We start from the raw sequence: 19,689 nt of genomic DNA, 5'->3' as shown, positions 1-19,689 counted from the left end.
AACACGCCGACTGCGGCGCCGTACCGACTCCGGCCTGATGATCGATTATTGACAGGCTCGTCAAGTTAGCGCAAACATGGGTTGCCGTGTCCGTCCCCTGTCTTCGAGGGAGCAGGATTCATGCTGCGTCTCGCCGTGGCCGCGATGGTCGCCCTCTCCGCCGTCGCCTCCCCAGCCGTCGCCTCGGCCCCGGCCGGCCGAGTTGCCGACGACGCGTACGGCGCCTTGGGCGCCAACTTCAACGAGAACATCGACGACCTTGACTACGGGGAGCTGCAGGAGGCCCGCGCCGGATGGGTGCGCGGCTTCTTCCCCATGCCCGCCGTCAACCAGGGCGACCCCGCCCAGCACGTGGCGATCCGTACCCTCAACGAGGCGAGCGGGCGCGGCTACCGCACCATCCTGAGCCTGAAGTTCCCCTACAACAAGGCGTCCTTCCCGGCACCCGGCAGCGCGAAGCTGGCCGCCGAGCTCGCCCGGCTGGACAAGGTGCTGCCCACGGTGATGGGCAAGGCGGACATCCTCGTGATCGGCAACGAGCCCTTCATCGAGAGCCTGCCCGCCGAACGTGACCAGCGGCTCAACACCTTCTACGAGACCGTCGCCCGGCACGTGATCGACTACCGGCGCGAGCGGTGCGGCGCCGACTGCCGCACCACGCTCTACATGGGCGCGCTGAACCGGCTCGACCTGCCCGACCGCCGCACACCCGCCGCCGAGCGCTGGATGACCTTCGTCCGCCAGACGCCGGAGATCGAAGGCGTCGACATCCACCCCCATGTCCCCACGGTGGAGAGCACTCAGCTCTTCCTGGACTACATCCTTGCGCGCATGCGGACCGACCAGACGTTCCTGGCCACCGAGTTCTCCCTCGTCCATCACTGGAAGAAGCACCTGAAGGACCCCGTCGCGGCCACGTTCGCGCAGAAGTACGGCTTCGCCCCCGGCACCCAGGTGTGGCAGGTCATCAAGGCCGCCGCCGACGAGCCGTTCAGCCAGGCGAAATGGAACGACTTCCTAGCCAGCAGCCCGTGGTTCACCAGCAGGTCCGGGTTCCTGGGCAACCAGATGCGGATGTTCCGGGGTACGGGGCGGCTGGCGGTGGCGACGTACGGGTTCAAGCAGGACGACGCGATGGTCAAGGACTTCGGGCCCACGAAGGACCCGTGGCTGCTCAACAGCGTGTACGCCTCGCACACGGTCAAGCCGCGCCCGTCCGGGCTGTCGGCGCCGTCGCCCTGGCTGAAATCCTTCCAGGCCCTGCAGCCCTCCACTCGTTGAGGACGTTCTACGTCGGGCAGGGAAAGGCAACAGGGCCGTCAGGGGTGTGCACGGTCATCGTGGAGCCCGAGAACGACACCTCGGGGTCGTCGGCGCCCGGCACGATCACCGTCAGGACGCCGGGCGCGGGCGCGGACACCACGGTCGCGATCTCCTCGGTACGCAGGTACCCGGTCGAGACCAGCCCAGGACGCACCCCCTGCCCCACCCCGGGGAACTGCAGCAGCGTCACCCGAAAGTCCCCGTCGCCGAGCACGACCACGCCCTCCCGCCGGGAGACGACCGTGAGCGCGGGGTCGAAATGCCACAGGCTGCGCAGGACGGAACCGTCGGGGACGGTGTCGTGCACGGCCATCACGTCGGGCCCGTGCTCGACGTGCACCCACCGGCTCCTGGTCACACCGTAGGCGTCGTCGGCCAGCTCGTAGGTCTGCCGCCTGTCCCCGACAGCGGCGCTGACCAGCCGCGTGGCCGTTCCCGGGCGGAAGACCCCGTCCACGACGGGCACGTTGTGGGCCCCGGGCGAACGGGTCCACTCGGCGTAGCCGCTCTTCTCATAGGAGTGGAACCCGGCCTCCACCAGGATCTTGCGCCCCTGGGCGCCGTAGGTGACGCCCAGGTGGTCCTCGTGCCCGTGCAGCCGCCGCCCCGGCCCGAACCTGATCGAGTAGTACGCCGAACGCGGGTCGTCCCACGCGGTCCTGCCGAAGACGTACCCTGCGTCGAACACCCGCACCACCGCCTCCTCGCGCCCGAAGCCCCGGGTTCCCGCGGGGCTGTCGCCGATGGGCACGAGCCGCCCGTCGGGCTGGGTGGCGTGCGCGATGTACGCCTCCAGCGCGGCCCTGCGGGCGGCCAGCCGTGCGGGTTGTTCCGCGCCGCTCTGCTCGATCGCGCGCAGGGCCACGCCGAGCCGCCGGTGCACGTACAGGCCGTAGCGGGGCGCCTGCTCGTGCAGGACGCCCTGGGCGTCGATGGCGAGTTCCGCCGAAGCGGTCATGCGGCGGACGGCCAGGTCGCGCCAGCGTGCCCGGCCCAGCCTGCAGCCGACGACCAGCAGGGCGATGTCCTGGTCGAGGCCGTGGTTGTGGCCCTGGCGGTAGAGCGCGGGATCGGCCAGGACCTCGCCGTGCTCGGCCAGGCTGTCCCACAACCAGCGGGTGCGCACGTGCTCGCTGAGGCACACGAGCGCGGGGGCGCGCAGCGCGATCGCGTGCTCGGCCCACGCCCATGGGCTGATGTGGGAGCCCCCGCGCGGGTTGTCGCGGATCCAGCGGGCGGCCAGGTCGGTGGCGCGGTGCAGGTACGCGGTGTCGCCCGAGCGTTCGTAGGCGGCGACGAGGCTGCCCGTCCAGCGCAGCGCGTGCAGGTTCAGGGCCCAGGTGCGGTTGCCGTGCGGGTTCGCGGTCCAGTCGACGTCCGTGCCGATCTCGACGCAGGGCAGCCCGGCGAGTTTGAGCCGGCCCCGCATCACCGTGTCCGCGTCGATCGCGGGGAACTGGTCGCTCAGGCAGATGGCCCTGCCTGAGGTCGTCCGGGCACGCCAGAACATGCGCTTGCTCCTGTTTCAGGGCGCGCGAAACCCACGCGCCGGCGCTCAACGGGCTTCAGCGGAGGTCGGGGCCCTTGTCGGTCCAGCCGGCCTCGAGGACGCGTTCGACGCGCGGCGACGGCCCGGCGTCCGTGCAGGACAGCACCTGCGAGGTCTTCGGGTCGATGACGATGATGCGCTCGGAGCCGCCGGGCAGCGTGTAGGAGAACGCCTCGCCGGGCGAGCTCTCCCCCACGTAGCTGACCTCGGGCAGATCGGCCAGCGCCTGGTACGCGGCGGCGCGGATCGCGGGCGGGGACGGCTTGCTCCACAGCAGGCCGGCGAGCGCGTCGGCGAGCAGCCCTCGGGAGTTCGGCGGCAGCAGGGCGGTCACGGCGGCCTTGAGCTTGTCCGGGTCCGCGGGCAGGCGCTCGATCTGCTCGAACGTCATCTCACGTCCCGCCATCGTGAACGGCGAGCCGCTGACCGCGACGGCCCGGCCGCGCTTCGACGTCCACGCCCGGCCGTCCCTGGACGCCCAGAGCTCGGTCGTCCCGGACCCGTCGCGTTCCTTCTTGATGTACCAGTACGCGCCGTCGGCGGGGGTGGCGGCCGCCGTGGTCGCCGCCGACATCAGCACCGCCCTCCCCTGTCTGGCGGGGCCGGCGACGACGGCGAACACGATCGCCACCGCCGCGACCACGGCCGGAATCGACAACCACGACAGCCGCCTGCGTCTGCGGCGCGCCGCCACCCGCCGCCACACCCGCGCCTGGGCGTCCGGGTCCGGCTTCGGCGTGCCGTACAGGTCGCGGATCAGGTCATCAGTCATGGACGATCATCTCCCCCAGGCGGGCGCGCAGCTTCTTCCTGGCCCGGTTCAGCCGCGAGCCGACGGTGCCGTACGGGATGCCGAGCGCGGTGGCGATCTCGTCGTGGCTCAGCCCGGCCAGCGCCACGAGCAGCAGGACGTCGCGGTCGCGCCGGTCGAGCCCGGCCAGGGCGGCGGCCAGTTCCGGACGCAGACTCTGGGCGCTGACCCGCAGGGCCACCGCGTCCTCATGTCCGGGGGCGTCGGCTTCCAGGCCGCAACGGCCCAGCGCGCGCAGGGTGCGGGCTTCCAGGCGGCGGTGTTTGCCGATGAGGTTGGTGACGATGCCGTACAGCCAGGCGCGCACGCCCGCGCGGTCCGGGTCGTACTGCTTTCGTTTACGGAACGCGGTGAGGAACGCCTCGGCGACGATGTCCTCGGCGTTGTCCGGGCCGAGCCGCTGCGCGACGTAGGCGTGGATCTCGCCGAAGTAGGCGCCGAACACCTCGGCGAACCCGTCGGCGTCGTCCAGTGCGCCCCCCGGCGCGCGGGCGGCCCAGGGCACCGGCGGCGCGATGATCTCCCCCGTCATGTGCAACCTTCCGATGGATCAAGTGCTCATTTCGTATCACCCGATCCCCCGGATCGCTTTCACGTTTCCAGGGAGATCTCATCGGAGGAGGAGGCGGTCGCGCAGGCGGACGGGGAGGGGGGTTCTGGCGCGTACGGCCCGGCGGATGGCGTCGCTGCGTTGCCAGGCGGCGGCCGCCCGCCCCCGCCGCGACCAGCCACGGGGACGGGCCGCTCGCGGGCTCGTCCCGCTCCCTCGTGCCCTGCGGCTCGGACGTCTTGGGCCGGTCGCTCCCCCCGTCCGAACTCGCCTTCCAGCCTCTCGCTCTCCTCGATCGCCGAGGACACGACGTCGTGGTCGTCCTTGGCGCCGCTGCGGCCGGGCGTGGGTTGACGTGCTCCTCGCCCTGAAGAGGCGAGGACTCCCGTGCTGCTTACGCAGCAGTTCATGCCGCGAAGCAGCACGAGCTGTGGAACAGGATGCTTGACGCTTCACCGACCCGCCCACCGGCAAGTCTCCACGTCCTGTCACCGCCCGTCCGGCGGCCTCGTTGTACCGATGAATCCAGGAAGTGATCTCACGGCCAGCTTGGTTGTCGCTTGCCAGTTCGATCACGGAAACCTTACCTTACGTAGTCGAGACGTCGCAAGCAGTTCCGGTCACTGCACGCTCGCGCCCAAGAGGGCACTCACGCGCGGGCCCACACCATCCCGCCTGAAGGCGGGAGCACTGGCCCACATCTCGGTAGAACGGCCGCCAGCTGAGCTTGTCGAACTTGATCTCAGCCCACGCCATCACATGTCCTGATTTAACGTGATAAACACCGCCGGAAGCCTGCCCCGGCCTGAACCCACCACCACCCGCGACGGACGACACCCGCTGCCATACGACCTCGGCCTCGCCTGCCCACTCCCCCTCCGGCACCTGGCCGCCGGTGGCGAGCACGACGGGTTCGGTGTAACCGGGCGCGAACCCCGCCGCGTACAGCACAACGGACCCGGCGAGCGTCCCCCAGCCCAGCGGCGTGAGCACCTAGGCCGCCTGTGGCACCGGCATCCCGGCGAGGATCTCGCCGAGCGCCGCCGCGGCGGTGACCTCGCGCAGTTCGGCCTCGGGTGTGAGGATGAGGCGGTGCGCGAGCACGGGCACGGCCAGCGCCTTGACGTCTTCGGGCACCACGAAGTGCCGTCCGGCGGCGGCGGCCTTGACCCTGGCGGCGCGCAGCAGCGCCAGGCTGCCCCGGGGGCTGGCGCCGAGCCTCAGGTGCGGGCTGGTACGGGTGGCGCCGCACAGCGCGACGATGTAGTCGTAGACCGGGTCCGCGACGTGGATCCGCGAGGCGAAGTCGATCATCCCGGCCACGTCCGACGCCCGCGCGACCACCGGCAGCCGCTCGACCTGCGGCCCCGTCGGCATGCCCTTGAGCACCTCGACCTCGGAAACGTGGTCGGGGTAGCCGACGGAGATCTTCATCAGGAACCGGTCGAGCTGGGCCTCGGGCAGCGGGTAGGTGCCGTCCATGTCGACGGGGTTCTGCGTGGCCACGACGAGGAACGGCCTGGGCACCGGGTGGGGTTCGGCGTCCACCGTGACCCGGCGCTCCTCCATGACCTCCAGCAGCGCGGCCTGTGTCTTCGGCGAGGCGCGGTTGATCTCGTCGGCCAGCACGATGTTGGCGAAGACCGGCCCGTGGTGGAACTCGAACTTCTGGTGCGCCTGGTTGAAGATCGACACGCCGGTGATGTCGCTGGGCAGCAGGTCGGGGGTGAACTGGATGCGCCGCCACTCGGCGTCCACGCTGGCCGCGACGCAGCGGGCGAGCGTGGTCTTGCCGGTGCCGGGGACGTCCTCGACCAGCAGGTGTCCCTCGGCGAACAGGCAGATCAGGGCGAGTTCGATGGCGTCGTGCTTGCCGCGGATGATGTTCTCGATGTTGGCGGCGAGCAGGTGGAAGCGCTGCGCGAACTGCGCGGCCAGTTGCGCCGACTGCTGTTGCGGCGGCTGTTGGTACGGTTGCGCGGTCTGCTCGAAGTGGTCCTGGTAGTTGTACTGGGTCAACTGAGTCCCCTTCTCAGTCGGTGCAGGTGTAGGACTCGCCCTTGACCTGGCAGATCACCGTGAGCGTGATGTACTGCTTTTGCGGGATTTTTCAGGCTTCTCCGCCCACACCCGTCACTCACCCAGTATGCACGATTACAGCGAGTTTGCCCCCGTATTATCGGGCATCACACTAGCGGTCAGAAATCGCTTCCGCGTTCGTACCGGCTGGTAGCCGCGTTGGGTCCTGGAGTGTCGGTCCGAAGCCGTACCTTAGTCCCCGTGCCCGAACAGCCCCTGACCCTCGACACCGTCCTCACCGACGAGGCGGTCCTGTCGACCTACCGCCGCATGTTCGCCGCGCTGGCCCGCGACAGCGGCGCGGTGGTCGACGACCCTGCCCTGGTCGACATCGCCGAGACGCTGTTCGCGGCCTTCGCGGAGGCGGGCGAGGAGTGGCTGACGCACGAGCAGATGCGCTTCGCCTGCCGGGCCTACCCGAGCGACCAGTTCGACAACCGGCTGCGGGTGCTCAAGGGGCTCGGCGCGATCAGGGAGGTCTTCCCCAAACCCAACCAACTGCGTTACCGGGCCTCGTTCACCAGTGTGGTGGGGCTGATGTTCATCCGGCGGATGATGGACGACGGCGGCCAGTCGGAGATGCACCGGCTGCTGGCGCTCGAAGACCTCAACGTCGCCGACCCGCGCACCACCATGGAGGAGGCCAGGCAGAGCGCCGTCAACCTGGCGCGGGCGTTCCGGCTGTGGGCGCTGGAGCTGATCACGCTCACCACCGGCACCATCGAGGAGCTGCGCGAGCAGGCGCCCAAGCTGTGGGGCACAGAAGAGATCGCCCGCCGCGCGCAAGGGCTGCACGGCACGATCCTGACCCGCTGGCCCGAGCTCGACCGGGTCTGCACCGACCTGCGGGCGGCCATCTACGCCTACAGCGATGCCTCACGCCGCGCCGCCGGGCGCCTGGCCGACTCCGCGGGCACCACCCGCAACCTGACGCTGCTGCCCACCGAGACGTGGCGCACGTTCGCGCAGACGGCCTCCAGAGAGCGGCTGGCGGCCGTGCTCGACGGGTTCGTCTTCGACGCGCCCGCGCCTTGGCACGATCCTGCCGCCATCGCCCGTGCCGTCGACGAAGCCCCTCGGCCCGCCCCCGCCCAGCCCACTCCCCCGCGCTCCAACCTGCCCGATCCCGGGCCGTCCGACTCCCTCGACGCCTCCGTCTCCGCGGCGATGGAACGGTTGAGGGAGGTGGCCGAGTCGCTGCTCGGGGCCTCGTCCCGGGTGGCGCTGGGCGACGTGCTCGGCTCCGACTGGCCCTCGGCGCGCCGCGTCCTGGCCGATCTGACGACCGTCGACCTGCGGCCCGAGCTGCCTTACCGGCTGACCTGGGCCGACGGGCTCAGCATCGAACCTGGACGGGAGCCCGCGTGGCTCTCCCACGGCTATTTGGAGCGCATTTGATGACGGCCGTGAAACGTCAGAAGGCCGACGACGGGCCTGTGGCGCATGTGCGGGCCAGGTCCGGCGGGCCGCTGCGGCTGGGCGCCGGGGTCGCGGCGCCGTCCGGGATGCTGCGCCTGACGCACCCCGACTCCACCGGGCAGGCGCTCCCGGTGTGGCCCGACGGGGTGACGCCGTCGATCCTCGACGAATACCAGGTGACGCCCATCGCGGTGGAGCGCTCCGGCGAGACGCGCCGTGTCCTGGCCGCCGTGCTCAAGTGCTGCTGGAGCGACCTGTCCGTCGACCCGTGGCCCGGCGGGCCGGCGCCCGTGGAGCTGGTGCTCGACACCTACCGGGCGTTGATCGGCCGTAGCGACGACCTCATGCGCAACTGGGCCGTCGGGGCGCTGCGCCGCCTGCACGACTCCTCGTGGATCGTCATGGACGACGGCGTGGTCGTCCTGGGCCCGCGCTGCGCGTTGTGGCCGGTGGAGTCGCACGCGCAGCTGCAGGAGCTGGTCCGCCGCCTGCCCGAGCCGGAACGCCCCGAGCTGACCGTGGTGGCCGACGCCGACATCGTGGCCGCCGCCGAGACCACCCCCGACCTGGCGTCCGGGCTCGGCGGCCGGGTCGAAGGGGGCGCGGCCGAGTTCGGCGACCTGCTGGGCGGTTACGACGAGCGGCGGCGGGCGGAGCTGGTGGCGGCGTTCATGGTGGTGGAGTACGCGGCCGAGCCGGTGCAGGAGGCCCGCTTCGCCGCCCTGCGCGACCCTGCGCTGCGCCACACGCTGGGCGAGATGCTGGCCCGGCGCGGCCGTACGCTGGTGCAGCACCGCGAACGCTGGACGTCCGGCTACGACGACAGCACGTCCACCGCCCTCGCCCGCCAAACGCCGGATGACGATGCCGCGTCCGACGTGGCCGCACCGGCCCCGGACGACGGCGATCTCCCGGTTGGCGGTGGCGAAGGGGGGTCGGCGGGGATGCGGCTCGGGGTGAGCGAGCGGGCGGTGCTCACGCTGGTGCTGGTGCACTCGGTGGCCATCCCCAGAGCAGAAGGGCTGCTGCCCGAAGACTCCTGGTTGTCGCCGCACCCCACCCCCGTGGACGAGTTGCGCCGCCACACCCAGTTGCCCATCGGCGAGCTGGAGGCGGCCCTGCGGGCGTTGCGGCACGCCGGATTGCTGGGCCAGGTGAAGGCCGGCGAGGAGGCGGGCGGTTACGTTCCCGGGCCGCAGTTCCACCGGCTGACTCCGGCGGCTCGGCGACGGTTGCAAGAAGAGCTGATCCTGGCGGCCGGGCCGAACACGCCGCTGGCGGCGGCCGTACGAGCTCGAAGATCCGCGAAATGAGCACGCAGCAGCGCGGAAGACATGTCGGCGTCATGACGGATGAAAGGGTTACGGGGGTTTCAGGTGTCGCAGGTGGAGAACGTCGTCGGAGACCGGGTGCTGATCGCCGTGCAGGCGGTCAACATTTCGCGGCTGTCGACGCATCCGGTGCCCACCGTCCCCGGCACGCTCATCGTCGTGGCCGGGGCCGGGCCGAAAGACTCCAACGGCGCGGGTAAGTCGTCGTTCATCGCCTCGATCACGGCGCTGCTCGGGGACGAGCAGTGGCGATTCGCCTCGGGCGCCAAAGCGGTCTCCGAGCTGCTGTTCAACGCCGAGCTGGCCAGCGGCGCCGGAGCCCGCCAGTGGGCGAGCGCCGACCACGGCTACATCGTGGGCGTCTTCGGCCCTCCCGGAATGGATGGCTTCATGCCCCCGCCCGCCGACAACGACCCCGCGCAAGCCCCGGTGTCCCAGAGCGCCGGGGACGACGAACAGGGCGGTGAGTTGTTCGACGTGCCGGACACCTCCGGCGGCGCGCTCACGGTGTGGCTCAAGGTGAACCAGGAGGCGCCGCACCTGGAGATCCGCTGGCGGGAAGGGGTTCATCTGGCGGCCTCCCCGTCGGAGGCCGAGCGGGTGGCGCGGGCCGACGAGATCTGGGCGTCGCTGCCGAAGTCGGCCGGGCGGCGTGACGTGGTGGCCCGCGACCTCACCAAGGTCCTCTACGGCGACCGGATCAGGTGCGTGTCGTTCCTGTCCACCTCCGTACGCAGCAAGGTCGCCACCAACCTGCTCTCCCAGCCGCTCAACGAGATCTCCCCTGAACGCGTCTTCGAGGCCATCGCCGCGCTGACCGGCCTCGACGCCGAGTTGGAGCAGGAGCGGGAGGCCCGCCGCGACGAGCACGCCAAGCGGGTGCGCGCGGCGCAGGCGGGCGATCGGCTGGCCGAGTTCGAGGCGGAGTCGAAGGCGTTGCTGACGACGTTCGACCGGCGCGACCAGGCGAGAGTACGGCTGGCGGACGCCTTGCGGTGCTGGCGCGGCAGGCAGGCGCGCAAGCTGGCCGACGCCGCGGGCAAGGACGAGGCTTTGACCGCCGACCTCGAGCGGCACCGCAGGGCGGGCGAGGCGGCCACCGAGGCGATCGCCATGGTCAAGGCGGAGGTCGCCACCCTGCGCGAGGACACCCTCGACCGGCAGGTGTCCCAGGCGCGCAAGGAGCTGGCGGCGATGCAGGCGCGGGCGGCCAAGCTCGACGCCGACCGCGCGGTGGCCGAGAACTCCGCCGACGAACTACGCGGCCTGATCCCGGCGCTGGAGGAGACGCGGCGGTTCGCCGACGGGCGTGACGTTCCGACTGCCGAACGGGAGCTGCGGGAGGCGCGGCTCCGGCTCAACGAGGCGCTCAAGGCGCTGGGGGTGGCCGATCAGGAGGTGTCCTCGGCGCAGGCGGCGCTGGACGATGCCGAGGGCGGTCCTGCGGCGGCCCAGCTCAACGCGCTCACGGCGGCCGGGATCGGGGCCACGGGTCTGCTGGACGCGCTGGACGTGGCCGAGCAGGCCCGCGACGCCGCCCACACGTCCCCGTCGAACCCGGGCCGCTCCCTGCGGCCGGGCGCGGATGACGTCGATGATCTCGGTGCCGCGCTGAAGGCACGTTACGGAAAGTCCCCGGGCAACGCAGAGGCACCGGACCCCGACGGAGGAACGGCTGGTCCCCAGGGCGCGACGGCGGCGGGAGCGGACGGCGAGGTCCCGAATGGCGCGGTGGGTGGTCAGCCGGTCGGGTTGGTGCTGGAGCAGTTGCGGGGGTGGCCGAACGAGCATGCGGTCATCGTGGACGCGGCCCAGCTCGACGCCGCCGCTGCCGCTCTGACCGACCTGCCCGGGTCCGTGCTGGTCAGCGCCGCCGGGGTCAGCGTCGTCGGGGCGTTCGACGGGGTCGCGACCGGGCGGGAGGCCCGGATCAAGGCCGCCGAGCAGCGGCTTCACCGGGCGCGGGACGTTCAGGAGACGGCGGCTCAGACCGTACGCGATGGGGAGGAGTCCGTCTCCGAGGCGCAGCGGCGGCTCGAAGGGGCCAGGGCCGGGGTGCGGCTGGCCGAGCTGGAGGAGAAGCTGGGCGAGCGGCGGGCGCGGCTGGCCGAGCTGACCTCGGCGATCGAGGAGCTGGCGCCGAAGGTCGCCGAGTCCGAGCGGCAGACCGGGGCGCTGGACTTCCGCGCGCGGACGCGGGACATGGAGATCGAGCGCATGGAGGGCCGCCGGCAGCGGCACGAGTCCGAACGCGCGCAGGCCCGCGACCAGGAGGCCAAGGTCACCGCAGAACGCGAGGCGCTCAAGCTCGACGCGCTGGCCGCCGACTGGGGCGGCACGGTGGAGACGGCCAGGACGTGGCTGGACGCGCTCCCGGAAGAGGAGCGCCCGCGCGCCGCCGAGGAGTGGTGGCGGATCGCCGAGCGCCACTTCGACCAGGCGTTGCGTGACACCTTCCCTGAGGAGGACGCGGAGATCCCTGAGGAACTGGCGTTCCTGCTGAGCGAGCGGGGCGGCAGCACGGCGCGGGAGCAGGCGACGTTCGCGGCGGTGTGCGGGGCGCTGGCGTCCTATCTGCGCGGCCAGGAGGAGTACGAACGGCACCAGCGCCGCCAGATCGAGGCCCAGGTCGTCTCCCGGCAGCGTGACCTGGCGGCGGCGGCCAGGGGCGCGGAGGAGGCGGCGCAGTCCACGGCGGTGCACCGGGCGGCGCTGACGGCGGCGATCAAGGCGCGGCTGACCCGGGTGGCGGAGGAGTTCGACAAGCTCGACACGTCGTATGGCGGTTATGGGGCGACGCTGGAGTTCCCGGTGCCGCCGGCGCCCGCCGACCCCGAGCAGCGCTGGCAGTGGCGGGTGACGCCGAAGTGGCGGCGCGGCGAGGGGCAGGGGTTCGTGCCGTACAACCGGCGGGCCAACACCGCGCTCATGGACGAGAAGGCCGTCAAGCTGGTGTGCGCGGCGGCGATCGCCTCGTCCGGGGGCGGGCACCTGTGCCTGGTGCTCGACGAGCTCGGCCGCAACCTGGGCAAGGAGCACCGGCGGGAGGCGGTGGCGCTGTTCAGGAGGATCGGGGAGACGTACGGGATCACGGTCATCGGGGCGCTGCAGGACGACATGGAGCCGTACGCGATCGACGCCTGCGGGCAGTACATCAAGCTGCGGCGCTCGTCGGACGCGATGCCGTACAACGAGCCGCCGGTGATCGTCGGGCATGACCAGCACGCCGAACGGGTGCGGGCGCTGGCCTCCTATGTCGACAGGACCGGGTCACTTGACGGGCGGGCCGGTGTAGGAGGCGCGCAGGCGCAGGAGTGAGCCGCGTCCGTACTCCTCGATGGCGTGGGCCAGCCAGCCCGCCACCCTGGCCACCGCGAAGATCGCCTCGCTGGCGCCGTTCACCATGCCGCTCACGGCGGTGAGGGTGGCCAGGGCGAAGTCGATGTTGTGCTCGGGAAGGCGGCGCCTGCGCATCTCCTCCTGGACGGCGGTCACGGCGGCGATCCGCTCGTGGCCGGGCGCGGCGTGCTTGAGCAGGTCGAGCAGGAGGGCGCCACGGCCGTCGCCGTTCTTGTAGACGCTGTGGCCGAAGCCGGGGATGCGCTCGCCGCGCCGGACCCGCTCCCCGATCGCCCGCGCGGCCTGGTGCGGCTCGGCGATCTCGGCGAGCAGGCGTTCCGCGCCGTACGACGCGCCGCCGTGCAGCGGGCCTCCGAGCACGCCGAGGCCGGTCAGGACCACCGCGTACGGGTCGGCCCTGGCGGAGGCGGCGACCCTGGCCGCCAGCGTGGAGGCGGCGAGTTCGTGGTCGGCGAGCAGGACCAGGGCTGCCCGGAGGGTGTCGAGCAGGGCGGGGACGGCGGGGCGCGGGCTCAGGCGGGACCACAGGCGCTCGGCGATCGACTCACCCTGGGGGGAGCCGAGCTGGGGCAGGCCGTCGACGAGGCCCGCGACCAGGCGGCGGCCGGTGTCGGCGACGGAGGCCGGGTCGAGCTGGTGGCGGAGGGAGTCTGACGCGCCGAGGACGGTGGTGATCACCTGGAGGCGGTCGAGCGGCAGGAGGTCCTCGGGCAGTCCGCGCTGGGCGGCGACGGCGGCCCGCAACGCGGCCGGCTCACACCTCCACCCACCACCCGCCGCCTCCCACCGCACCCCTGCCCCGCCGGCTCCGGGGTCTACGAGTCGGGGGACATCGGGCCGGGGGGCGTCTGTTGTCCAGAGCCAGTCGGCGACCGTCTCGAAGGTGGCCGTCCTGGCCAGTTCCAGCGCGTCAACCCCCCGGTAGTACGGCCGGTCGACGCCGAGCGCCGTGACGGCCGACTCGATGACGAGCTCAGGCGGCTGGCTGCGGGGGCGTCCGCGCCGGGCCAGCCGTTCGACCTCCTCGGCCGAGAACAGGCTGCGCCGCCCGTCCTCGCTGTGCCGCCGCTGCAGTACGCCCCTGCTCACGTACGCGTACAGCGTCGCGGGTTTGACCCCCAGCCGTTCGGACGCCGTGACCGCGTCGATCCACTCCATCGCAAGCATGCCTCCATATTGACTAAAATCAATATTGATCCACGTTGAACAAGCATGTCAACGTGGAGGCATGCCCAACGTTCACTTCCTCGACGTGACCAACCGAGACGGCGTGCAGACCGCGCGCACCGGCCTGTCGAAGTTCGGCAAGACCATGGTCAACTTCTATCTGGCCAAGCTCGGCGTGGCCCAGTCCGAGATCGGCTTCCCCTTCCTGTTCCACGAGGTCCCGTACGTCAGGGCGCAGATCGCCCTGGCCGAGGCGGGCGCGTTCGGGACACTGCGGCTGTCCGGGTGGTGCAGGGGCGTGCCGCAGGACGTGGAGAAGGCGGCGCCGCTCGGGCTGAAGCACTACAACCTGTCCATCTCGACGTCCGACTACATGATCCAGAACAAGTTCCGCGGCCGCCTGGACAGGGGCGCGATCATCAGGGAGATGACGGCGGCGGTGCGCGCGGCCAAGGACGCGGGCGCGCTGACCGTGGGAGTGAACGCCGAGGACGGCTCGCGTACGGACGACGCGTTCCTGCTGGAGTTCGCCCTAGCGGCCAAGGAGGCGGGCGCCGACCGCGTCCGCTACTGCGACACCATCGGCGGCGACACGCCCGACCGCATCCGCGAGCGCTTCTCCAAGCTGGCCTCCGCCATCGCGATGCCCGTCGAGACCCACTGCCACAACGACCTGGGCATGGCCGTGGCCAACTCCGTCTCGGGCGCGCTCGGCGACCTCGACGCCGGTCAGGACGCCTGGATCAACACCTGCGTGAACGGCATCGGCGAACGCTCGGGCAACGCCGACCTGCTCTCGACGATCCTCGCCTTCCGGCACGGTTTCGGGCTCGACGCGCCGATCGGCGACCCACTGGACCTGTCGTGGGCGCGGCGGTTCGCGCTTTGGGCAAGCTACGCCTTCGGGCAGCCGCTGCCGAACAACCAGGTCGGGGTGGGGAGCAACGCGTTCGCCCACGAATCGGGCATCCACGCCGACGGCGCGCTGAAGGACCACGGCAACTACGAGCTGTACGACGAGGCCACGCTCGGTCCGTTCCCCGAGGACTGGCACGCGCGCGCCGGCCGGGTCGTGCTGACCGGCGAGTACGGCGGCAAGGCCGGGTTCAGGCACGTCATGGACGGGCTCGGGGTCGAGGCGACCGACGAGGAGACGGCGTTCCGGCTGGTGCAGCTCTGCAACGCGATGACGGGCAGACCGCTCACGGACGACGAACTACGCCTGATCGCGACCTATCCGCACGAACTATCGCTGCTGTTCCCCGAATACGAACCCACCACATAACCCCGCGAACCAACCAGAACCCACCTGAGCGTCCAGTCGGCGCAGCGCGCGGACGACCTCCAGCGCGGCGCCGGCGGCGGGGGAACACGCCTCGTCGCCATAAGGGCCACCGTTGGCTGAGGATTCCCGGCCGATAACACGAGACGAGACGTCTCGTGTTGTGTTATCGTCGTTCCCGTACCCAACCCATGAGGAGTGAGTCATGACCCGAGTGACCAGTGGACTTCGCCGCAGCGAGACCTTCGTCGACGTCCCGGACGGTTACCGGCTCTGGGTGGAGACGACCGGCGATCCCGAGCGTCCCGCCCTGTTGCTGGTGATGGGCGCCAACGCGAGCGGGCTGGGCTGGCCCGACGAGTTGGTCGAGCTGCTGTCCCGGGACCACTTCGTCGTCCGCTACGACCACCGTGACACCGGACGCTCCACCCACGCCTTCCACGAGCGCCCCTACCCGATCCGGGCGCTGGCCGACGACGCGATCGCGGTCCTGGACACGCTGCGGATCCCCCGCGCCCACGTGGCCGGGATGTCGCTCGGCGGCACCCTCGTCCAGTTGCTCCTCCTCGACCACGCGGACCGGCTGCTGAGCGCCACGATCTTCGGCTCCGCACTGATCGGCGGGGCGGCCCCCGACCCCGACATCGCCGACGACGACCTGCCGGGGCCCGACCCCCGGCTGCTCGCCCTGTGGGCGGAGCTCGGACAAGAGCGCGACCCGGAGGCGGAGCTGCGCTGGCGCATCGAGCACTGGCGGGTGCTCAACGGCGACATCCTGCCCTTCGACGCCGCGGAGTTCGCCGATCTCGAACGCCGGATCGCCGCCCACAGCGGCACCTGGCACAGCCCTCCCGCCCACGCCCTGGCCGACCAGTCCGGCATGGAACGGGGGGCCGAACTCGCGACCGTCTCGGTGCCCACCCTGGTGATCGACGCGCCCGAGGACCCCATCACCCCGCCGCCGCACGCCGCCCGACTGGCGCGCGCCATCCCCACGGCCGCTCTCGTCACAGTGCCCGGCCTCGGCCACGCCCTGCCCCGCGCGGTCGTGCCGTCCCTCGCGGCGACGATCACCACCCACACCTGCCAGAGGTCCTGACACCGGAGAACCGCCCGAGGCGCCGGCACCAGGCGGAGGCTGGTGCCGGTCCTGGGTCGGCCGGCGATGCCGGACGGCCCGACCATGGGGTCGGCCGGCGATGACGGGGGCTCCGAGTCCTGGCCGATGCTCGGGCGCCCTGGATGCGCGCTCATCCCCAAGAGAGGGAGACAGCTCCTCCTCGGCGGGAAACCGGCCCGCGCCGCGGTTAAGACGAAACAGCCGGCGCATTCGCGCCGACCAGCAGGCCGTCAAACATGATCCCGACCAACCGGCCGGTGTCGTCCTCACCCTGCTCCGACAGCCAGGCCATCGCGCTCACCAGTTTGATCAGGTCGTCAGGGCCGACGTCGGCCCTGACGGCGCCCGTCGCCTGCGCGCGCGTGAGCAGTTCGGCGCCGATCGCCTCCATGAGCCCGCAGGCCTCGCTGAACTCTGAGCCCTCCTCGCGCAACCCGCCCATGATCTCGGCGGACAGCCCGCGGAAGGTGGCGGTGTGGCGGATGAGCGCGCGCAGCCACTCGGCCAGCGCGTCGACCGGCGTGGCGGGCCCTTCCAGCACCTGCCGCCCTTTGTCCCGGATGGCGGCTATGCCGTCGCGCAGCACCTCCCGCAGCAGCGCCTGCCTGGTCGGGAAGTGCCGGTAGAGCGTGCCGATGCCCACCCCCGCCGTCTTGGCGATGTCTTCCAGCGACGCCTCGGTGCCGCGCTCGGCGAAGGCGTGGCGCGCGGTCTCGACGAGCCGGTCGTAGTTGCGTCGCGCGTCGGCGCGCATGCGGAGACCCCCTTGCATATCCGGAGGCTGCCTCCATATATTTACCGGAGGGGGCCTCCTGTTTTCTTCTTCAAGACTATCCTCTCCTTTCTGGGACACTCATGCCTACGACCACGCGCGCCGCGCGAGGGTCAGGGATCGCCCTGGCCATCATCGTCACCTGCCAGCTCATGCTCATGATCGACGGCACGATCGTGAACATCGCACTCCCCCGCATGGCGGCCGAACTGCGCATCGCCCGCACCGACCTGTCCTGGGTGGTCAACGCCTACATCCTCGCCTTCGGCGGGTTGCTGCTGCTCGGCGGCAGGGCCGGGGACATACTCGGCCGCCGCAGGATGTTCACCGCCGGAATCGCCCTGTTCACCGCGGCCTCGCTGCTGGGCGGCTTCGCCCCCTCGTCCGGTTGGCTGCTGGCCGCCAGGGCGCTGCAGGGCGTCGGGGCCGCGTTCGCCGCGCCGGGCACGTACGCGCTGATCGCCGGCACCTTCGCCGAGGGCGGGCCGCGCGATCGTGCGATCGGCGTGCTGACCGCCGCCACCAGCGGCGGCTCCGCGGTGGGACTGATCCTCGGCGGCATGCTGACCGACTGGGCGTCGTGGCGCTGGGTGATGTTCGTCAACGTGCCCATCGGCCTGGCCATCGTGGCCCTGGCCCCCCGGTACGTGGCCGAGACGGAACGCCACCCCGGCCGCTTCGACCTCATCGGCGCGCTGACCTCGACGCTCGGCATGACCTCACTGGTGTACGCGCTGATCCGGGTCTCGTCGGCGGGCTGGGGTGACGGGCAGGCGCTGGCCGGGTTCGGGCTGGGGGTGGTGCTGCTGGCCGCGTTCGTCGCGGTCGAGGGCCGGGCCGAGCAGCCGATCATGCCGCTTCGGCTGCTCGCCGGACGGGAGCAGGCGAGTGCGTACCTGGCGATGCTGCTCGTCCCCGCGGCCGGCATCTCGATGTTCTTCTTCATGGCGCAGTACCTGGAGGACGTGCGCGGCTACAGCGCCCTGGTCACGGGCCTGGCCTTCCTTCCGCTGGCGGCGGGGCTGCTGGTCGCCTCCCACCTCGCCCCGCGCCTGCTCGCCCGTTTCGGCATCACGCCCATGGCCGCGGCCGGCATGACCGTGGTCACGGTCGCCCTCACCTGGTTGTCCAGGGTCGGCGCGGACGGCCACATCGCGGGCGTGCTCGCCCCGATGACCGTGTTCGGTCTGGGGATGGGCTTCACGTTCGTGTCCCTGACGTCGCGGATCCTCAGCGGCGTCGCTCCCGAGGACTCCGGCGCCGCCTCGGGGCTGATGCAGGCGCTGCAGCAGACGGGCGGCTCGCTCGGGCTGGCCATCCTGATGACGGTCTTCTCGGCCGCCGCGCCGGGACACGGGACGGCCGCCCTGGCCGAGGGCATCAGCGCGGCCGTGGGCGCCACGGCGGCCTTCACCGTGGCGGCGATCGTCGTCACCCTGGCGGCCCGGCGGCACCGAGGCGCGTGACGTCAAGCGCGGCAGTGTCGAGGCGCGCGGCGTCAAAGCGCGGCACCGCAGAATTGCCGCTCAGAGCGTCCTGCGGCGTCAAGCGCGGGACGACCGCTCAGAGTGTCCTGTCGCCGGTCTCCGGCAGGGCCAGCAGGCAGAGCAGGCTCAGCAGGGCCATCGCCGAGACGTACACGCCGACGCCCATCACACCCAGCCCGCCCGCCTGCATGCCGGTGGCGACCAGCGGCGGCACCGCGCCGCCCAGCACGCCGCCGAGGCTGTAGGCGACCGAGGCGCCGCTGTAGCGGTACTCCGTTCTGAACAGCTCCGGCAGGTAGGCCCCCATCGGCCCGAAGATCAGGCCCATCAGCCCGAGCGCCCCGGCCAGCGCGAGCCCGACGAGGACGACCGACCCGGTCTCCATCAGCGGGAACATCACCAGTCCCCACACGATCGCCGCGACCGTGCCCGTTATCAGGGTGCGGCGGCGGCCCAGCCGGTCGGAGACCATCGCGGAGGCCACGGTGCCCGCGGCCATGAAGAGCACCCCGATCATGGTCAGCGCGAGCATCGTGGTCTTCGGGATCTTCAACGTGGCGGTGCCGTAGGACAGGCAGTAGACGGTCGCGGTGTAGAAGAGCGTGTAGGCGACGGTCATCGCCCCCGCGCCGAGGAGCACGCGCCGCCACTGGTGCCGCATCAGCCCGGCGAACGGCACCTTGGCGATCCTGCGCTCGTCCATGGCGGCCTGGAAGACGGGGGTCTCGGAGATCTTCAGCCGGACGTACAGGCCGACGACCACGAGCAGCAGGCTCGCCACGAACGGCAGCCGCCACCCCCAACTGCCGAACTGCCCGTCGCTGAGGACCTCGCCGAGGACGAGGAACAGACCGTTGGCCGCGATGAACCCGACCGCCGGGCCGAGCTGCGGGAACATCGCATACAGCCCGCGCTTGCCCGGCGGGGCGTGCTCGGTGGCCAGCAGCGCCGCGCCGCCCCACTCGCCGCCGAGCCCGATGCCCTGCGTGAAGCGCAGCAGCACCAGCAGCACGGGCGCCAGCACACCGATCGCCGCGTAGCCGGGCAGCAGCCCGATCAGCACTGTCGAGAGCCCCATCACCAGCAGCGACACGACCAGCATGGACTTGCGCCCGATGCGGTCGCCCCAGTGCCCGAAGAGCGCCGAGCCGAGCGGGCGCGAGATGAAGGCCACCGCGAACGTCGAGAACGACGCCAGACTGCCCGCCACGGGGTCCATGCCGGGGAAGAAGGCGGTGTTGAGCACCAGGGCCGCGGCGGTGCCGTAGATGTAGAAGTCGTAGAACTCGATCGCGGTGCCGATGAGGCTGGCGGCCGCGATCCTGGACCGGCTCGGCGCCGCGAGCTGGGGGGAGAACGTCATAGTTGTCTCACTATGCGAACTGACATCTTGTAAGGCGACACGGTGACGCTACCATCCGCGCATTGCCACCTCTGCG

14 protein-coding genes are annotated in these 19,689 nt (G+C 71.5%); 7 read left to right on the top strand and 7 right to left on the bottom strand.

What is annotated here, in order from left to right; genetic code table 11:
• Positions 1-120 precede the first annotated feature (120 nt).
• Positions 121-1,281, top strand: a complete 1,161-nt coding sequence (locus ACFOY2_RS21810) for a hypothetical protein (RefSeq protein ID WP_379529899.1) — start codon at positions 121-123, stop codon at positions 1,279-1,281.
• Positions 1,282-1,288: 7 nt separating this feature from the next.
• Here the strand turns inward: ACFOY2_RS21810 and ACFOY2_RS21805 are convergent, their stop codons facing one another.
• The 4 genes from ACFOY2_RS21805 to ACFOY2_RS21790 form a co-directional block, all read right to left on the bottom strand.
• Positions 1,289-2,833, bottom strand: coding sequence for a heparinase II/III domain-containing protein (locus ACFOY2_RS21805; protein WP_379529898.1), 1,545 nt, complete (start codon positions 2,831-2,833; stop codon positions 1,289-1,291).
• 55 nt (positions 2,834-2,888) lie between these two features.
• Complete coding sequence (locus ACFOY2_RS21800) at positions 2,889-3,644, bottom strand: hypothetical protein (RefSeq protein ID WP_379529897.1); 756 nt, start codon at positions 3,642-3,644, stop codon at positions 2,889-2,891.
• Positions 3,637-4,215 carry an RNA polymerase sigma factor gene (locus tag ACFOY2_RS21795; RefSeq protein WP_379529896.1) on the bottom strand — a complete coding sequence of 193 codons (579 nt, stop codon included), beginning with the start codon at positions 4,213-4,215 and terminating at the stop codon, positions 3,637-3,639. Before ACFOY2_RS21795 ends, ACFOY2_RS21800 begins: the two co-directional genes overlap by 8 nt.
• 1,011 nt (positions 4,216-5,226) lie before the next feature.
• Positions 5,227-6,252 carry an AAA family ATPase gene (locus ACFOY2_RS21790; RefSeq protein ID WP_379529895.1) on the bottom strand — a complete coding sequence of 342 codons (1,026 nt, stop codon included), beginning with the start codon at positions 6,250-6,252 and terminating at the stop codon, positions 5,227-5,229.
• A gap of 261 nt (positions 6,253-6,513) precedes the next feature.
• Here ACFOY2_RS21790 and ACFOY2_RS21785 point away from each other — a divergent pair, with 261 nt between their 5' ends.
• The 3 genes from ACFOY2_RS21785 to ACFOY2_RS21775 all read left to right on the top strand — a co-directional run bounded on the left by ACFOY2_RS21785 (position 6,514) and on the right by ACFOY2_RS21775 (position 12,380).
• On the top strand, positions 6,514-7,710 hold the full coding sequence (locus ACFOY2_RS21785; RefSeq protein ID WP_379529894.1) for a hypothetical protein: 1,197 nt from the start codon (positions 6,514-6,516) through the stop codon (positions 7,708-7,710).
• An 8-nt stretch (positions 7,711-7,718) separates the two neighbouring features.
• On the top strand, positions 7,719-9,044 hold the full coding sequence (locus ACFOY2_RS21780; protein ID WP_379529893.1) for a hypothetical protein: 1,326 nt from the start codon (positions 7,719-7,721) through the stop codon (positions 9,042-9,044).
• Between the two features lie 72 nt (positions 9,045-9,116).
• Positions 9,117-12,380: a chromosome partitioning protein ParA gene (locus ACFOY2_RS21775; protein ID WP_379529892.1), complete on the top strand. Its 3,264-nt coding sequence runs from the start codon at positions 9,117-9,119 to the stop codon at positions 12,378-12,380.
• On the opposite strand, the gene ACFOY2_RS21770 is transcribed toward ACFOY2_RS21775, so the two are convergent.
• Positions 12,333-13,589 (bottom strand): citrate/2-methylcitrate synthase, encoded by a 1,257-nt coding sequence (locus ACFOY2_RS21770; RefSeq protein ID WP_379529891.1) that lies wholly within the window; start codon positions 13,587-13,589, stop codon positions 12,333-12,335. The two genes, ACFOY2_RS21775 and ACFOY2_RS21770, sit on opposite strands and share 48 nt — an antisense overlap.
• A 61-nt stretch (positions 13,590-13,650) precedes the next feature.
• Here ACFOY2_RS21770 and ACFOY2_RS21765 point away from each other — a divergent pair, with 61 nt between their 5' ends.
• Together ACFOY2_RS21765 and ACFOY2_RS21760 are read left to right on the top strand one after the other, a co-directional pair.
• Positions 13,651-14,874 carry a homocitrate synthase/isopropylmalate synthase family protein gene (locus tag ACFOY2_RS21765; RefSeq protein WP_379529890.1) on the top strand — a complete coding sequence of 408 codons (1,224 nt, stop codon included), beginning with the start codon at positions 13,651-13,653 and terminating at the stop codon, positions 14,872-14,874.
• Between the two features lie 202 nt (positions 14,875-15,076).
• Positions 15,077-15,970: an alpha/beta fold hydrolase gene (locus ACFOY2_RS21760; protein ID WP_379529889.1), complete on the top strand. Its 894-nt coding sequence runs from the start codon at positions 15,077-15,079 to the stop codon at positions 15,968-15,970.
• A 208-nt stretch (positions 15,971-16,178) separates the two neighbouring features.
• Here the strand turns inward: ACFOY2_RS21760 and ACFOY2_RS21755 are convergent, their stop codons facing one another.
• On the bottom strand, positions 16,179-16,745 hold the full coding sequence (locus tag ACFOY2_RS21755; RefSeq protein ID WP_379529888.1) for a TetR/AcrR family transcriptional regulator: 567 nt from the start codon (positions 16,743-16,745) through the stop codon (positions 16,179-16,181).
• 101 nt (positions 16,746-16,846) lie between these two features.
• On the opposite strand from ACFOY2_RS21755, the gene ACFOY2_RS21750 reads away from it, so the two are divergent.
• Positions 16,847-18,229, top strand: coding sequence for an MFS transporter (locus tag ACFOY2_RS21750; RefSeq protein WP_379529887.1), 1,383 nt, complete (start codon positions 16,847-16,849; stop codon positions 18,227-18,229).
• Between the two features lie 97 nt (positions 18,230-18,326).
• On the opposite strand, the gene ACFOY2_RS21745 is transcribed toward ACFOY2_RS21750, so the two are convergent.
• The gene (locus ACFOY2_RS21745; protein WP_379529886.1) at positions 18,327-19,613 is read right to left on the bottom strand and encodes an MFS transporter; all 1,287 of its coding nucleotides are present in this window, start codon (positions 19,611-19,613) and stop codon (positions 18,327-18,329) included.
• Positions 19,614-19,689: the final 76 nt, after the last annotated feature.

This window comes from Nonomuraea purpurea (assembly GCF_042650645.1).
GTDB lineage: Bacteria > Actinomycetota > Actinomycetes > Streptosporangiales > Streptosporangiaceae > Nonomuraea > Nonomuraea purpurea.
This window is presented reverse-complemented; position numbering and strand designations above follow the sequence as displayed.

Bases quoted from the DNA above. Each gene is read 5' to 3' on its own strand.
- ACFOY2_RS21810 (WP_379529899.1), top strand. From the start codon at position 121: ATGCTGCGTCTCGCCGTGGCCGCGATGGTCGCCCTCTCCGCCGTCGCC.
- ACFOY2_RS21805 (WP_379529898.1), bottom strand. From the start codon at position 2,833: ATGTTCTGGCGTGCCCGGACGACCTCAGGCAGGGCCATCTGCCTGAGC.
- ACFOY2_RS21800 (WP_379529897.1), bottom strand. From the start codon at position 3,644: ATGACTGATGACCTGATCCGCGACCTGTACGGCACGCCGAAGCCGGAC.
- ACFOY2_RS21795 (WP_379529896.1), bottom strand. From the start codon at position 4,215: ATGACGGGGGAGATCATCGCGCCGCCGGTGCCCTGGGCCGCCCGCGCG.
- ACFOY2_RS21770 (WP_379529891.1), bottom strand. From the start codon at position 13,589: ATGCTTGCGATGGAGTGGATCGACGCGGTCACGGCGTCCGAACGGCTG.
- ACFOY2_RS21765 (WP_379529890.1), top strand. From the start codon at position 13,651: ATGCCCAACGTTCACTTCCTCGACGTGACCAACCGAGACGGCGTGCAG.
- ACFOY2_RS21760 (WP_379529889.1), top strand. From the start codon at position 15,077: ATGACCCGAGTGACCAGTGGACTTCGCCGCAGCGAGACCTTCGTCGAC.
- ACFOY2_RS21755 (WP_379529888.1), bottom strand. From the start codon at position 16,745: ATGCGCGCCGACGCGCGACGCAACTACGACCGGCTCGTCGAGACCGCG.
- ACFOY2_RS21750 (WP_379529887.1), top strand. From the start codon at position 16,847: ATGCCTACGACCACGCGCGCCGCGCGAGGGTCAGGGATCGCCCTGGCC.
- ACFOY2_RS21745 (WP_379529886.1), bottom strand. From the start codon at position 19,613: ATGACGTTCTCCCCCCAGCTCGCGGCGCCGAGCCGGTCCAGGATCGCG.